The sequence below is a fragment of the Fundicoccus culcitae genome (genome assembly GCF_024661895.1).
Taxonomy (GTDB): Bacteria; Bacillota; Bacilli; order Lactobacillales; family Aerococcaceae; genus Fundicoccus_A; species Fundicoccus_A culcitae.
Genome location: NZ_CP102453.1, coordinates 3,158,019 through 3,171,697 on the forward strand (window position 1 = coordinate 3,158,019; position 13,679 = coordinate 3,171,697).

Below are 13,679 nucleotides of genomic sequence, written 5' to 3' on the forward strand. Positions count from 1 at the left end.
GGAATTAATGGATGAATAATAAGAAATTAATCGGGCTCCTACTATCAGGTATAGTTATTGCTTCCTTAGTAACTTATACGATGTTAAATGGATCAAGTAATATTCTGACAAGTGCGGTTAACGATACGGCGGCATGGGCAGGCAGAATTTTTTCAGAACCCGTCAATATGGTCGTTCGCTTTGTTAACTCAGTGGATGATTTGATCAATACCTTTGAAGAAAATCAACAATTGAAAGAGAAAATCGATCAAGTATATAATTTACAAGTTCGTGTAGCGGATTTAGAAGCACAAAATGAAAGCATGAGCCAACAATTACAATTAGAAGAATCTTTAAGTGATTATACAGTGGTTAATGCAACGGTTATTGGACGCAATCCTGACCAATGGATGGAAACCTTGACAATTAATGTCGGCTCTAATGATGGCGTAGGTGAAAACATGTCGGTTATGGCTGGGAATGGTCTGATTGGACGAATCATTGAAGTGAATTTAACAAGTTCAAAAGTATTACTGCTTACATCTGATCAATCGAATGCAGGTAAAGTAGCTGCAAGTATTCAACATGAGAATGGCTCTTCCAATGGAATTGTTTCATCCTATGATCATCGCAATAACCATTTAATCATGACACAAGTTGATCCAGAGGCTGTTATTTCGCCAGGCGACATGGTCATCACATCTGGACTAGGCGGTGTTACACCGAGTACCTTATTTATAGGTGAAGTTGCTAGTGCTCAGATGGATGATTATGGCTTATTCCAAGTGGTCCGCATTATTCCAGCTGGAGAAATGACTGATATTCGCTTTGTCACCGTCATTCAAAAGGAAGGGCAGAGTGATATCATTGAAGATTAACCGAGATCGTAGAGTAAAGTGGTATTTAGCCTTACTATTATTTTTCGGGATCATTATTGATTCTGCTTTACCAGCCATCTTTCCGAATGCTTTTCTCGGTAGCGGTCAAACAATCATTTCGCATGTGACACTGTATGTTCTAGTGTTATTTGCTTTTTATTTTAGAGATGGTAGCATCCTCTTTAATGCGTTTATATTTGGTCTGATTGCGGATTCCTATAATACCACTCTTTTAGGCTTATATGCGACTTTGTATTTGATAGTCGCTTATGTCATTATTAAAGTGAAAAAATATTTACCTAAAAAATCATTAGTTCAAATCTTATTATTTTTGTTAGCCATCGCCTTTGTCGATTTTTGCGTTTTTGTGTTCTATCGTGAAACAGGTTATACCACTATGACATTAACTGTATTTTTAGCTAATAACTTGGGTCCAACGATGTTGTATAACATCGTATTAACTTTTATTTTATATTTCCCTTCAAGAGGCTTGTTAAATCTTTTAGGGTTTGAAAATTATTTGATTTTCTAACAGTAATTCGACCTTTCAACCGCTAGCAATCTACTGGTTGATGGGTCGGATTTTTTTGTTGACGCTGAAAATGGAAAATGGTACAATACTAATGTTGTATTTGGCTAGCACTCCATCTGCAACCGCACATCATTAAGTTATTAAAAGCTTCGGTAACGAACACTTAATTTGGCGAGTCTGAGTGTAAATATTATAAGGAGGTGCTTGAATGTACGCAATTATTAAAACTGGCGGAAAACAAGTAAAAGTTGAAGTAGGTCAATCTATTTTTGTTGAAAAATTAGATGTTGCTGAAGGAGAAAAAGTTACTTTTGATGAAGTAATCTTAGTAGGCGGCGAGTCAACTAAAGTAGGAACACCCTATGTTGAAGGCGCAACCGTTGAGGCAACCGTTGAAAAAAATGGCCGTGCGAAAAAAGTAGTGACGTTTAAATACAAACGTCGTAAAGATACTCATCGCAAACAAGGTCACCGTCAACCATACACAAAATTAACTATCGATTCAATTAACGCATAAAATGATTAATGTTCAATTTAAGATGGATTCAAAGCATGCAATCAAAGAATTAACCATGACTGGTCACGCTGGTTATGCCGATTCTGGCTATGATATTGTTTGTGCAGCTGTTTCTAGTCAAGTCATTTCTGTTGAGAACTCTTTAGAACATCTATTAGGTGTTTCTGCAGAAGTTGATGTTGATGAAGTCGAAGGGGGCTATTTAAAAATTGTTTTGCCTGCGATTAACGATGAGCAAAAGCAACATGACGTCCAGTTGCTGATGAAACATTTATCCTTTGCCTTAGAAATTCTTGCTAAGAATTATCCTGAATTTATTCATATCTTTCATAAATAGAGGAGGAAAACCCATATGTTGAAATTAAATTTACAATTATTCGCAACTAAAAAAGGTGGCGGTTCAACACAAAATGGTCGTGACTCGATTGCTAAACGTCTTGGAGCTAAAGCAGCGGATGGACAAACAGTAACGGGTGGATCAATTCTTTACCGTCAACGTGGTACGAAAGTACATCCTGGTAATAATGTAGGTCGCGGTGGCGATGATACCTTATTTGCAAAAGTAGAAGGTGTCGTTCGTTTTGAACGTAAAGGTAAAAACAGAAAGCAAGTGTCTGTTTATCCAGTGGCACAAGAAGCTTAAGATATGTCTTAATTAGAAAAGGTAAAAACAGTGCTTCTGTTTTTACCTTTTTTTGCTTTTCACTGTATTCGTAATCTATGTTATACTAGTTCAATAGAAATGAGGTGGAATCGATTGATTGATAGTAGGCAGGAAGAAGAGATAGTAGTGGGGGTTGTCGAAGCGATTATTTTTGAAAACCCTAGTAATTTATATAAAGTGATACGGGTTTTAGTTGATGAAGATAATACCAGTCTATTCATCGGGGAAGATATTGTTTGTACCGGACAATTTGCCACCCTCCATCTAGATACGACCTACGAATTTTATGGTCAACTCAACAACCATCCAAAATATGGCCAACAATTCAGCGTTAATCGTTATCAACAAATGGCTCCGACTTCAGAAGAAGGCCTCATTGAGTATTTATCGAGTCATCGCTTCAAAGGTGTTGGAACGGTCTTAGCCAGTCGGATAGTTGAAACATTGGGAACAGATGCTATTGATAAAATACTATCCGATAGTCAAGCGTTAAAAGAAGTTCCTGGTTTGACACAAAGAACGGCAAAAAATTTACGGGATGCCCTGATAGAACATCAAGGAACTGAACGGGTTTATATGCAATTAAATCAATGGGGGTTTGGTCCTAAAACCGTTGATAAAATTTATCAAATTTATCAAAGTACCGCCATCGAATCCATTAAAGAAAATCCTTATGAATTAATCGAGAAAATCGATGGTATTGGCTTTACTAAAGCCGATCAATTAGCCGAGTCCCTTGGTTTTGAAGCCGATGCGATTGAGCGGGTTATGGCGGGGATTATTACCGTAGTAAACCAGCAATCCGTCAATGAAGGGGATACCTATGTTGAAGAAGCGGTTGCGCTATCACAAGCACAAAAACTGCTTGAAAATAGTCGGCGATATTTAATTAATGAGGAATTATTGCAAGAAGCACTCGATAAAGCGGTGTTAGAAAAAAAGCTGTTTCGCTTAGCCGAAGGCTTAATGATTCCTAGTTTGTACTACGCTGAAATAGGCATTGCGAAGCAATTGTCGCAGTATTGGCAATATGAAGCGGTCGAACGATTTACAGAATTAGAAATCCAAACGGCTATACCAAAGGTAGAAGAACTGACGGGTATCACTTACGATAAGTGGCAAAAAGAGGCTTTAATAATGGCTATTAATTCGCCTATGTCTATTATTACGGGAGGACCTGGAACTGGGAAAACCACCTTAGTCCAAGGCTTGATTACCTTACATTCGATTTTGCATGAGTATGATTTAGATGATATCGATAAATTGGGTAATGATAATCCTGTCCTATTAGCGGCCCCAACTGGTCGGGCTGCTAAACGGATGAAAGATATTACTCAGCTACCGGCATCAACAATCCATCGTTTAATCGGCTTTACACGTGATACCTCAACCGAGGATTTTCATTCCAATGAATTAGAAGGTAGTTTGTTGATTATTGATGAAATGTCCATGGTCGACACATGGTTGATGAATTGGCTTCTGCAAGGGATACCTTATCATATGCAGGTAGTTTTCGTTGGTGACCAGGATCAGCTACCGTCTGTTGGACCGGGTAAAGTTTTCAATGATTTAATCAATTCAAAAGTTATTCCTACGGTGTTTTTAACGAAAATTTATCGTCAAGCGGAGAATAGTTCGATTATAAAATTAGCACACGCTATTAGAAAGAATCAACTACCCGATGATTTATTAATCAAACAAGCCGATCGCTCATTTATTCCTTGTCATGCCAATCAAGTCAGCCATGTTATTCACCAAATTGTTGAAAAAGCGATACCGAAAGGTTTTAATGCTAACAATATGCAAGTCTTGGCTCCAATGTATAAGGGTCCTGCTGGGATAAACGCTTTAAATAAATCCTTACAGGCTCAGTTAAATCCCGCCAGTCCCAAAAAACATGAATTAGTATACTTTGAAACAATTTTCCGTGTTGGTGATAAGGTCCTGCAATTAGTCAATAACGCTGAAGAAAATGTGTTTAATGGTGATGTTGGCAAGATTGTTTCGATTTACTATAAGGATCAAACGGATTCTAAGACGGACGAAATGATTGTTGAATTCGATGAAAAAGAACTGACTTATAAACGCAGTGATTTTAATCAACTGACATTAGCCTATTGTACATCGATTCATAAGGCTCAAGGCAGTGAGTACCCACTAGTTATTTTGCCTTTAGTCGATCAATATTCACGAATGCTAAGAAAAGATATTCTGTATACGGCTGTTACCCGAGCGCAATCTAGCTTAATTTTGTTAGGTGATCCCAACTGTTTTGCTAAAGCGGTTATGCGCAATGATGAGCCGCGGAAAACCTTTTTAGCCGATTTATTACAGGTTGAATTCAAAGACCGACTAGAAAATATCTCAGAAGACCTAGAAACAGAACCCCAGCCAACCCCCAATAAATATCAACTAACATCCAACAATTATTTGACGGCTGACCCCATGATAGGTATGGAAGGTATTAGCCCTTATGATTTTTTACCAGACAATCTTACATAATAGAAAAATCCGCCTATATTATCTATCATAAAGGCGGATTTTTCCATGCTAATAACTGCTGCTTCACTTTCTTAGTTCGGCTATTTGCCAATGGGCAAGATGAGCCATTCTTAAAGACAACTATATTATGATTGGTGTCAATACTCGCAACATTACGAATATTCACAACAAAGGATTTGTGAGCACGCACAAATTCTGGGTCACTTTTTTCAACTGAGCTTAAACTATCATATATCTGAAATTGACTATCAAATGTATTAATAGCAATTTTATGTGGTTGAGGTAAAGATTCGAAAAAAAGTATCTGATCAAAACTAATCGCTCTGGTTTTATTTCCAGACGTAAATATATATTGTTTACCTCTGCTTTGACCGTGGGCTTGTCTATTAACAATTAATTGCAATACTTCTACAATTTGCGCTTGCATGTTTTCATAGCTTGATTTCACAATGAAGTCCAAAGCTTCAACGCTTTGAATAAATATGTAAAACACCCATGTTGATTGATTTCGCATCATCATGGGTGTTTGAGATTTACAAATAAAAAGGGTATTCTGACAAACCAACCGTTAAGTCCGCATGAATTTGTGTCAAATCTTCACCATCTACTTGTCCTCTTATGGGTTTGTTTAATTTCATCTGCAAGGATTGACCAGCAAAACGGGTGACATTGGGTGATAAATGTTGATCTTGACGAATTAGAACACTGATTAATAATTGAATAATCGCTTTAAAGTTAATGTCATGAAAAATAATTAAGGATACTTCCTTCCGTTCATGACTAGCTAGATTATCTAATTTTATGCCACCCCCAATATAGGGATTGTTCATAATGCAAGCTAAATAAGCATTACTAACGACTTGCGTTTTTCCGTCCAATTGGATTGTGACATCGAAAGACGAAAGCAAATTCAAACTTTTAAAAATCGACACTAAATAGGCTAGTCGACCATCAAAATATTTTCGCAAGAAGGATTTGCTGTCAATTTTTTGTGTTAAATAGTTGACTTCTGCATCAAAGCCGAAACCTATACTATTTAATACCACATCTTTGATATTAGTCGTTTTATCATAATAAATAAAAACGGGAATTTCTTTGGCTTCTCTCGAAAACAACATGGTTTCAACGATTTGACGGATTGATTTTTGGGGTTGCCAAACTCGATTAAAATCATTCCCAGTTCCCGTGGCAATATAAGCGATGGGTATTTTTAGATTCATTTCAATTAAGGCATCTACCACTTCATGCAAGGTTCCGTCGCCCCCTAAAACCATTAGTTGATGTTTTTGAGGATCAAAGCCTTTTGCAACAATTTGTTGCGTAATAATTTTGGCGTGACTAGCATAATCAGTAAAATACGTTAAGTAGGTTGTTTTAAAGCTATTTAAAATGGCATAAACTTCTTCTAAAATAGTTTTGCCTTTGCCACCACCAGAACTGGGATGGCAAATAATATATATACGTTCACTCATAGTTTCTCCTTCAGTTAAAGAATAATTAAATTACGAACACACTATTTATCTATTATACTTAAGATTTCATAAAAGTGAATGCTATTAGTCAATTTTATTTCCATTAAATAGCGGTTTGATTGACATAATCAGGAAAGAACTCTATAATAATGCTTAGCGAGGACATATTTTGTTCATTTTTAGAGAGATTTCGTTTTGGTGAAAGAAATCATCGAATTAAAATGCTCCCTCATGTCTATCTAATAGCAATATTAGCGTATGATTGGCGTTAACAATTACTGAAGATGTAATGAACAGGAGTCGTTATAAGTAAGGTGGTACCGCGGTTGTCGCCCTTACATATAATGAGTCTTTTTTTATTTATAAGGAGTGAGTATATGAGTACATTAACAAGTGTTCAAATTCGACAAATGTTTTTAGATTTTTTTGAACAAAAAGGTCATGAAGTTCGGCCTAGTGAATCATTGATTCCTATCAACGATCCAACATTATTATGGATAAATTCTGGTGTTGCAACCCTCAAAAAATATTTTGATGGGACCGAAATCCCCAATAATAAACGGATTACAAATTCTCAAAAAAGTATCCGTACGAATGACATTGAAAATGTCGGAATTACAGCCCGTCACCATACCTTATTTGAAATGTTGGGGAATTTTTCGATTGGTGATTATTTTAAAAAAGAAGCGATTGCTTATGCTTGGGAATTCTTAACAAGTTCTGAATGGATTGGTTTTGACCCTAATCTATTATATGTTACCTATTACCCAGAAGATTTAGAAACAAAAGAATTATGGGAACAGACTGAGGGTTTTGACCCAACGCATCTCGTTGCTGTTGAAGGGAATTTTTGGGATATAGGTGCGGGTCCATGTGGGCCAGATACGGAGATATTTTATGATCGGGGTGAATCGTTCAATAATTTAAGTGAAGATGATCCGGAAAATTATCCTGGTGGCGAAAATGAACGTTGGTTAGAAATTTGGAACTTAGTTTTTTCTGAGTTTAATCATTTACCCGATGACACTTATGTTCCATTACCGACTAAAAACGTTGATACGGGTATGGGCTTAGAGCGGATTGTCTCAGTCATTCAAGAAACGCCTACTAACTTTGAAACCGACTTATTCATGCCAATCATTAAACAAATTGAACGTTTAACGGATGGGATATCTTATGAAGAAAGCACGGATGCTAAAGTTAGCTTTAAAGTAATTGCTGATCATATTCGTGCTGTAACGTTTGCTATTAGCGATGGTGCTTTACCGTCTAATGAAGGACGCGGTTATATCTTAAGACGCTTAATTAGACGCAGTGTTATGCATGGACGTCGATTAGGGATTAAAGGGGCGTTTCTAAGTCAATTAGTCCCAACGATTGCCGACATCATGGGGGATTATTATGTTGAGTTACGTACGAATATTGAATTTGTGCAACAAGTAATTCTTAACGAAGAAGAACGATTTCATGAGACAATTGAAGGTGGCGAATCCCATTTGCAAGCCATTATTCAACAATTAAAATCAGAAAAGCAAACGGTTATTCCTGGAGAACAAGCCTTCCAATTGTATGACACCTTTGGTTTTCCGCTCGAATTAACGGAAGAAATTGCCCTAGAAAACCAATTAACGGTTGATCATGATGGTTTTAATGAACAAATGCAATTACAACGTGAAAGAGCCAGAGCTGCACGCTCCAAAGAAGAAAGTATGCAGGTTCAAAGTGATGTCTTTAGAGAGATTACGTCTAGTTTTGAATTTGTCGGTTATACTCAATTACAAACGAATGCTAGTATTAAAGCGATTGTACTGGATAACGAAAAAGTTAATCAGTTACCTGCTGATAGCCAAGCTTGGGTTATCTTTAATCGGAGTCCCTTTTATGCTGAAATGGGTGGACAAGTTGCGGATACGGGTGGGATTTATGATGGCGATCAACTACTAGCTGAAGTTTTAGATGTTCAAAAAGCGCCTAATGGTCAGTATATGCATCGTTTACGGACGTTTGACATCCCTTTGAACGTTGAACAGTCGTATACATTGATTGTTGATCGTTCAAATCGTTTACACATTAATCAAAATCATACGGCAACGCATTTATTACACCGCTCACTTAAAGAAGTCTTAGGTGATCATGCTAATCAAGCTGGGTCATATGTCGGACCTGATCGTTTGCGTTTTGACTTTTCACATTTTGGTAAAGTAACTGATGATGAATTAAAACAAATCGCTAATAAAGTAAACTATATGATTGAAAATGCCATCGATGTAGATATTCGTGAAATGCCGATTGATGAAGCTAAAGAGATGGGAGCAATGGCTTTATTCGGTGAAAAATATGGTAACATCGTGCGTGTGGTCAATATTGGCAATGAATCCATTGAGTTATGTGGGGGCACACATGTTAATAATACCAATGAAATCGGCACCTTTAAACTAATCAGTGAATCTGGTATTGGTGCAGGTATGCGACGGATTGAAGCATTGACCGGTCAAGCTGCGATTGCTGAATACCAAAAAAATGAACAGTTGCTAAAATCGATTCAAAATGAATTAAAAGTCAGCCAAATTAGCCAATTAATGAATCGGGTTCAAACCCTTCAAGAAGATGTGAAAGAATCTCATAGTAAGATTGAATCATTAAATGCCCGTTTATTACAAAATGAAGCAGCTAATTTGTTGAATGATGTCAAAGTTGTCAATGATTATAGCTATGTCGTCGTTAATTTGGCCGATCAAGATATGGAAGCCTTACGTCAACTGGGTGATTTGTGGCGACAAAAAGCGAGTTCGAATTTATTAATTCTCGTTTCGGCTGTTGAGGAAAAAGTTAATTTAATGGTCTTAGCTGATGATACAGCTATTGAAGCTGATCTAAAAGCTGGAGATGTTATTAAACCATTGGCGAAAATAATCGGTGGTGGTGGCGGTGGCCGTCCACAAATGGCGCAAGCTGGAGGAGAAGATGCTCAAGCTATTCCGCAGATGATAAATGCAATTCCAGAAACGATTCAAGGATTAACGCAAGTAGAAGCATAAATTTACCTTGATATTTAGCAAATTCGTTTCATTTATTATTATTGTAGGGTAAAATAGAGATATTAGAAAGGAATGGTGACTCCCTATGCTATCATTAGACGAAACTATATTGTTTAAATTAGATGATTTAAATAAACGTTCAATTCGTGAAACATTAGAAATTGTCTACACAGCTTTAGAAGAAAAAGGATATGATCCAATTAATCAAATTGTAGGTTATTTATTATCAGGAGACCCTGCTTATATTCCACGTCATAAAGATGCTCGGAATTTAATTCGTCATCATGAACGCGACGAAATTGTTGAAAAATTAGTCGAATATTATTTAACAGGTAAGGAAACTGAATGAGTAAGTATCAACGAGTTATGGGGTTAGATGTTGGTACAAAGACAGTTGGGATTGCAGTAAGTGATTTAATGGGATGGACAGCACAAGGATTAGAAACCTTGCGGATTGATGAAGAGAATAATGATTTAGGCTTTAATCATTTACTGAAAATCATTGAAGACAATCAAGTCAAAACCATTGTGATTGGACTGCCTAAAAATATGAATAATTCCATTGGTCCACGTGCCGAAGCCTCTATGCGATATGGTGAAGGCTTAAAAGCTTTACAGCCTGAACTTGAAATTATTTATCAAGATGAACGATTGACAACGACCCAAGCGGAGCGTATGCTAATTTCAGAAGGAAATGTTTCACGCAAGAAAAGAAAAAAAGTTATTGATAAACTTGCAGCTGTCATTATTTTACAAAATTATTTAGATCGTACCAACAAATGAAAGGTGATTTTTATGCATAATAACGAACACAACCATCATGACCATGACCACGACCACCATCATCATGACCACGACCATGATCATGACCACGACCATGATCATGACCACGATCATGAGTATATTACTATACTTGATGAAGAAGGCAACGAATCCTTGTATGAAATTTTATTTACCTTTGAATCAGACGAATACAAAAAGAATTATGTACTAGTTTTTCCTGCGGGAACCATTGAAGAAGAGGATGTTGAATTACAAGCTTATTCGTATGTTGAAACAGAAGATGGGCAATCAGGGGCTTTACAACCTATTGAAACCGATGAAGAATGGGATATGATTGAAGAAGTATTAAATACTTTTTTAGATGATGATGAATTAAACTAAGATACGTACTTGCATAAAAGAAATAACATTAATTAAACCCGAACTTTCATTAATCGTGTCAATAAAGACGCTTTTTGAGAGTTCGGGTTGTTATTGTTTGCGATAAAAGAGTAAACGGCAATATATTAATGTTAAAATTTTATAAATATACGCTAAGTAAGCGAATTGTTAACTTGATTTAATAGTTAGTTGAGTAGTAATTTGTTATAATCTAACAATAATAACAATAAATCATTGATTTTAGGAGAATATATGGCGAAAATTAATTGGAAGGATATTCGGCTTAGAGCGCGAAAAAATGAAGATCAGCACGTTAAAGAAAAATTATGGACTAATCGTATTATTAAGATTATTATGATTACTTTTCTTGTCGTTCTTATAGTGGTTGGCATTGGTGGATATGTTTATATTACTAATGCTTTAAGCCCCGTAAATCCAGATAGTAATGAAGCTGTTGAAGTGACTATTCCGATTGGAAGCTCGAGTAATGATGTCGCAACTTTGTTGGAAGAAAATAATTTAATCAGAAATGCAGAAATTTTTACTCTTTATATGCGTTCACAAAATATGAGTGATTTACAAGCAGGTCATTATGAATTCACGCAAAGTATGGATGTTCAACATATTATTTCAGTTCTGGATGCAGGTGGCGAGCCGATATTCGAAGATATCGATACCAACCTGACTGTTATTGAAGGGATGCAAATAGAAGAGATTGCGGATATGGTTGAAGCTCAAACACCGATTACACGCGATGAGTTTATAACGGCTATAAATGATGAAGCTTTTCTTGCCGATTTAACCGATCAATTTCCTTCTTTATTAGGTGGTTTAAGTCAAATTGAAGATTTACGTTATCCTTTAGAGGGCTATCTATTCCCAGCAACCTATGATTATATTGCTGGCACAACGGCAGAAGAGTTAATTACACAAATGGTATCAACGATGAATATCGAATATCAAGCTATTCGTGACGATGTTGATCAAACGTGGATGACTTTCCATCAAGTTTTAACTTTAGCCTCGATAATTGAAAAAGAGGCTGTAACGCAAGAAGATCGTGATTTAATTGCTGGCGTCTTTTTAAATCGAATCAATGCTGGCATGAATTTAGAATCCGATATAACTGTATCATATGCCTTGGGTGAACATCGTGAATTTGTGACTTTATCCGATTTAGAAGTTGACTCACCTTATAATTTATATATGTATCCTGGTATGGGGCCAGGTCCATATAATAGTCCGAGTATGTCAGCCATTATGTCGGCTATTTATCCAGCCTATAATGATTATTATTATTTTGTGGCCGATATTGATACGGGTGAGGTTTTCTTTTCAAGTACTTATGAAGAACATATGGCGCTGGTTGAAATCTATGTTAACCAAAGACAATCAAGTATTCTTGAAGAACAAGCTTCAGATGAAACAACAGAAACAATTATTGATGAAAGTAATGAAAATGATATAAATGTAGAAGAAACGATTGACGAAAGTGCCGTTTAGTGGTTTAATAGTATCAATGTTTTTAAAGTGATTCATTTTCAGAATCTGATATATATTTTGGTTGGCGACGCTATTTCATGTAGTGAGCCAACCTTTCGCTATGTCAAAAAATACAGGATGTAAGGGGGATATTAATGACAAAAAAACCAATTGTTATTGGTGTAACAGGAGGATCTGGTAGTGGCAAATCAAGTGTCAGTAATAAAATATTACAAAATTTTTCTACATACTCTATTGTATTGCTTCAACAAGACTCTTATTACAAAGATCAATCCCATTTAAACTTTGAAGAACGTTTAAATACAAACTATGATCATCCTTTTGCCTTTGATAATGAATTATTTTATGAACATCTAAACCAACTCGTTAACGGACAATCAATCGAGGAACCAGTTTATGACTTCGAGCAGTATACTAGAAGTTCACAAACAATCATAAAGGAGTCTCGTGAAGTGATTATCGTTGAGGGGATTTTAATTTTAGATGATGAACGGATTCGCGATTTATTAGATATTAAAGTGTACGTGGAAACGGATGATGATATTCGTTTGGCACGGCGTATTTTACGTGATGTAAAAGATCGTGGCCGATCAGTCGAATCTGTGATACAGCAATATATCGATGTTGTTAAACCGATGCATCATCAATTTATTGAACCTACAAAAAGGTATGCAGATATTATTGTGCCTGAAGGGGGATATAATCAAGTAGCCATTGATCTATTAGCAACAAAAATACGATCAATTCTCAATGAGTAATTAGCTGATAACAACCACAAAAGATAATTCTTGCAATGGTATTTTTATATTTAACATTGTGAGTTTCTTTTGATATTACAAAGAGTAAGGAGGTATAACATGGAAGAAAAAGTGTATCCTATGACAGCGGAAGGTAAAGCAAAACTTGAAGCTGAATTAGAAGATTTAAAAGTCAATAAACGTAAAGAAGTCGTTGAACGAATTAAAGTGGCACGCAGTTTTGGTGATTTATCTGAAAATTCTGAGTATGATTCTGCTAAAGATGAACAAGCTTTTGTTGAAGGGCGTATTTCAACATTAGAGATGATGATTCGTTATGCTCAAGTTATTGATGATCAAAACGTTGCTAATGATGAAGTTACTTTAGGTCGCAAAGTTACTTTTATCGAGTTACCTGATGGGGATGAAGAAACTTATACCATCGTTGGGAGTGCTGAAGCCGATCCTTTAGAATCTAAAATTTCAAATGATTCACCGATTGCTAAAGCGATTCTAGGTAAAAAAATCAATGATGTCGTTACAATCGAAACACCTGGTGGTAGTTTTGATATCAAAATTACGGATGTTGCTAAAAATAATTAATTGGTTAAGCATTATAATAATCTATGTTCACTTGTTAGAAAATTAATAAGATGAAACGGATTATTATGATGCTTTTTTTGTTATACTAAA

The 13,679-nt window shown here is 36.0% G+C and carries 15 protein-coding genes and 1 other annotated feature; of the genes, 13 read left to right on the top strand and 2 right to left on the bottom strand.

Annotated features, from left to right (window positions below):
* The first annotated feature begins 11 nt into the window (after nucleotides 1–11).
* From mreC to recD2, 6 genes are all read left to right on the top strand, one after another.
* Nucleotides 12–857 (top strand): rod shape-determining protein MreC, encoded by an 846-nt coding sequence (gene mreC / locus NRE15_RS14275; protein WP_313793533.1) that lies wholly within the window; start codon nucleotides 12–14, stop codon nucleotides 855–857.
* Nucleotides 838–1,389 (top strand): rod shape-determining protein MreD, encoded by a 552-nt coding sequence (gene mreD, locus NRE15_RS14280; RefSeq protein ID WP_313793534.1) that lies wholly within the window; start codon nucleotides 838–840, stop codon nucleotides 1,387–1,389. The genes mreC and mreD overlap by 20 nt, the downstream gene beginning before the upstream one ends.
* A 110-nt stretch (nucleotides 1,390–1,499) precedes the next feature.
* Nucleotides 1,500–1,578 (top strand) — a sequence feature (ribosomal protein L21 leader region).
* Between the two features lie 19 nt (nucleotides 1,579–1,597).
* Nucleotides 1,598–1,906 (top strand): 50S ribosomal protein L21, encoded by a 309-nt coding sequence (gene rplU, locus NRE15_RS14285; protein ID WP_313793535.1) that lies wholly within the window; start codon nucleotides 1,598–1,600, stop codon nucleotides 1,904–1,906.
* 22 nt (nucleotides 1,907–1,928) lie between these two features.
* The gene (locus NRE15_RS14290; RefSeq protein ID WP_313793536.1) at nucleotides 1,929–2,243 is read left to right on the top strand and encodes a ribosomal-processing cysteine protease Prp; all 315 of its coding nucleotides are present in this window, start codon (nucleotides 1,929–1,931) and stop codon (nucleotides 2,241–2,243) included.
* Nucleotides 2,244–2,258: 15 nt separating this feature from the next.
* Nucleotides 2,259–2,549, top strand: a complete 291-nt coding sequence (rpmA, locus tag NRE15_RS14295; protein WP_313793537.1) for a 50S ribosomal protein L27 — start codon at nucleotides 2,259–2,261, stop codon at nucleotides 2,547–2,549.
* A 114-nt stretch (nucleotides 2,550–2,663) separates the two neighbouring features.
* The gene (recD2, locus tag NRE15_RS14300; protein WP_313793538.1) at nucleotides 2,664–5,072 is read left to right on the top strand and encodes an SF1B family DNA helicase RecD2; all 2,409 of its coding nucleotides are present in this window, start codon (nucleotides 2,664–2,666) and stop codon (nucleotides 5,070–5,072) included.
* Nucleotides 5,073–5,097: 25 nt separating this feature from the next.
* Here recD2 and NRE15_RS14305 read toward each other — a convergent pair whose 3' ends face one another.
* Together NRE15_RS14305 and NRE15_RS14310 are read right to left on the bottom strand one after the other, a co-directional pair.
* Nucleotides 5,098–5,520: a LytR/AlgR family response regulator transcription factor gene (locus NRE15_RS14305; protein ID WP_313793539.1), complete on the bottom strand. Its 423-nt coding sequence runs from the start codon at nucleotides 5,518–5,520 to the stop codon at nucleotides 5,098–5,100.
* Between the two features lie 85 nt (nucleotides 5,521–5,605).
* Nucleotides 5,606–6,544, bottom strand: coding sequence for a diacylglycerol/lipid kinase family protein (locus tag NRE15_RS14310; protein WP_313793540.1), 939 nt, complete (start codon nucleotides 6,542–6,544; stop codon nucleotides 5,606–5,608).
* Between the two features lie 377 nt (nucleotides 6,545–6,921).
* Between NRE15_RS14310 and alaS the strand changes: the two genes are divergently transcribed.
* From alaS to greA, 7 genes are all read left to right on the top strand, one after another.
* Nucleotides 6,922–9,582, top strand: coding sequence for an alanine--tRNA ligase (gene alaS, locus NRE15_RS14315; protein WP_313793541.1), 2,661 nt, complete (start codon nucleotides 6,922–6,924; stop codon nucleotides 9,580–9,582).
* 85 nt (nucleotides 9,583–9,667) lie between these two features.
* Nucleotides 9,668–9,931 (top strand): IreB family regulatory phosphoprotein, encoded by a 264-nt coding sequence (locus NRE15_RS14320; RefSeq protein WP_313793542.1) that lies wholly within the window; start codon nucleotides 9,668–9,670, stop codon nucleotides 9,929–9,931.
* Nucleotides 9,928–10,365 (top strand): Holliday junction resolvase RuvX, encoded by a 438-nt coding sequence (gene ruvX / locus NRE15_RS14325; protein ID WP_313793543.1) that lies wholly within the window; start codon nucleotides 9,928–9,930, stop codon nucleotides 10,363–10,365. Before NRE15_RS14320 ends, ruvX begins: the two co-directional genes overlap by 4 nt.
* A 12-nt stretch (nucleotides 10,366–10,377) precedes the next feature.
* A complete protein-coding gene (locus NRE15_RS14330; protein ID WP_313793544.1) occupies nucleotides 10,378–10,746 on the top strand; it encodes a DUF1292 domain-containing protein in 369 nt (122 codons plus the stop codon).
* Nucleotides 10,747–10,998: 252 nt separating this feature from the next.
* The gene (gene mltG / locus NRE15_RS14335) at nucleotides 10,999–12,249 is read left to right on the top strand and encodes an endolytic transglycosylase MltG (RefSeq protein ID WP_313793545.1); all 1,251 of its coding nucleotides are present in this window, start codon (nucleotides 10,999–11,001) and stop codon (nucleotides 12,247–12,249) included.
* A 134-nt stretch (nucleotides 12,250–12,383) separates the two neighbouring features.
* Nucleotides 12,384–13,007 (top strand): uridine kinase, encoded by a 624-nt coding sequence (gene udk, locus NRE15_RS14340; protein WP_313793546.1) that lies wholly within the window; start codon nucleotides 12,384–12,386, stop codon nucleotides 13,005–13,007.
* Between the two features lie 99 nt (nucleotides 13,008–13,106).
* Nucleotides 13,107–13,589 carry a transcription elongation factor GreA gene (greA, locus tag NRE15_RS14345; protein WP_313793547.1) on the top strand — a complete coding sequence of 161 codons (483 nt, stop codon included), beginning with the start codon at nucleotides 13,107–13,109 and terminating at the stop codon, nucleotides 13,587–13,589.
* Nucleotides 13,590–13,679: the final 90 nt, after the last annotated feature.

Bases quoted from the DNA above. Each gene is read 5' to 3' on its own strand.
- mreC (WP_313793533.1), top strand. From the start codon at position 12: ATGAATAATAAGAAATTAATCGGGCTCCTACTATCAGGTATAGTTATT.
- udk (WP_313793546.1), top strand. From the start codon at position 12,384: ATGACAAAAAAACCAATTGTTATTGGTGTAACAGGAGGATCTGGTAGT.
- rpmA (WP_313793537.1), top strand. From the start codon at position 2,259: ATGTTGAAATTAAATTTACAATTATTCGCAACTAAAAAAGGTGGCGGT.
- rplU (WP_313793535.1), top strand. From the start codon at position 1,598: ATGTACGCAATTATTAAAACTGGCGGAAAACAAGTAAAAGTTGAAGTA.
- ruvX (WP_313793543.1), top strand. From the start codon at position 9,928: ATGAGTAAGTATCAACGAGTTATGGGGTTAGATGTTGGTACAAAGACA.
- mltG (WP_313793545.1), top strand. From the start codon at position 10,999: ATGGCGAAAATTAATTGGAAGGATATTCGGCTTAGAGCGCGAAAAAAT.
- NRE15_RS14290 (WP_313793536.1), top strand. From the start codon at position 1,929: ATGGATTCAAAGCATGCAATCAAAGAATTAACCATGACTGGTCACGCT.
- NRE15_RS14320 (WP_313793542.1), top strand. From the start codon at position 9,668: ATGCTATCATTAGACGAAACTATATTGTTTAAATTAGATGATTTAAAT.
- NRE15_RS14310 (WP_313793540.1), bottom strand. From the start codon at position 6,544: ATGAGTGAACGTATATATATTATTTGCCATCCCAGTTCTGGTGGTGGC.
- greA (WP_313793547.1), top strand. From the start codon at position 13,107: ATGGAAGAAAAAGTGTATCCTATGACAGCGGAAGGTAAAGCAAAACTT.
- alaS (WP_313793541.1), top strand. From the start codon at position 6,922: ATGAGTACATTAACAAGTGTTCAAATTCGACAAATGTTTTTAGATTTT.
- NRE15_RS14330 (WP_313793544.1), top strand. From the start codon at position 10,378: ATGCATAATAACGAACACAACCATCATGACCATGACCACGACCACCAT.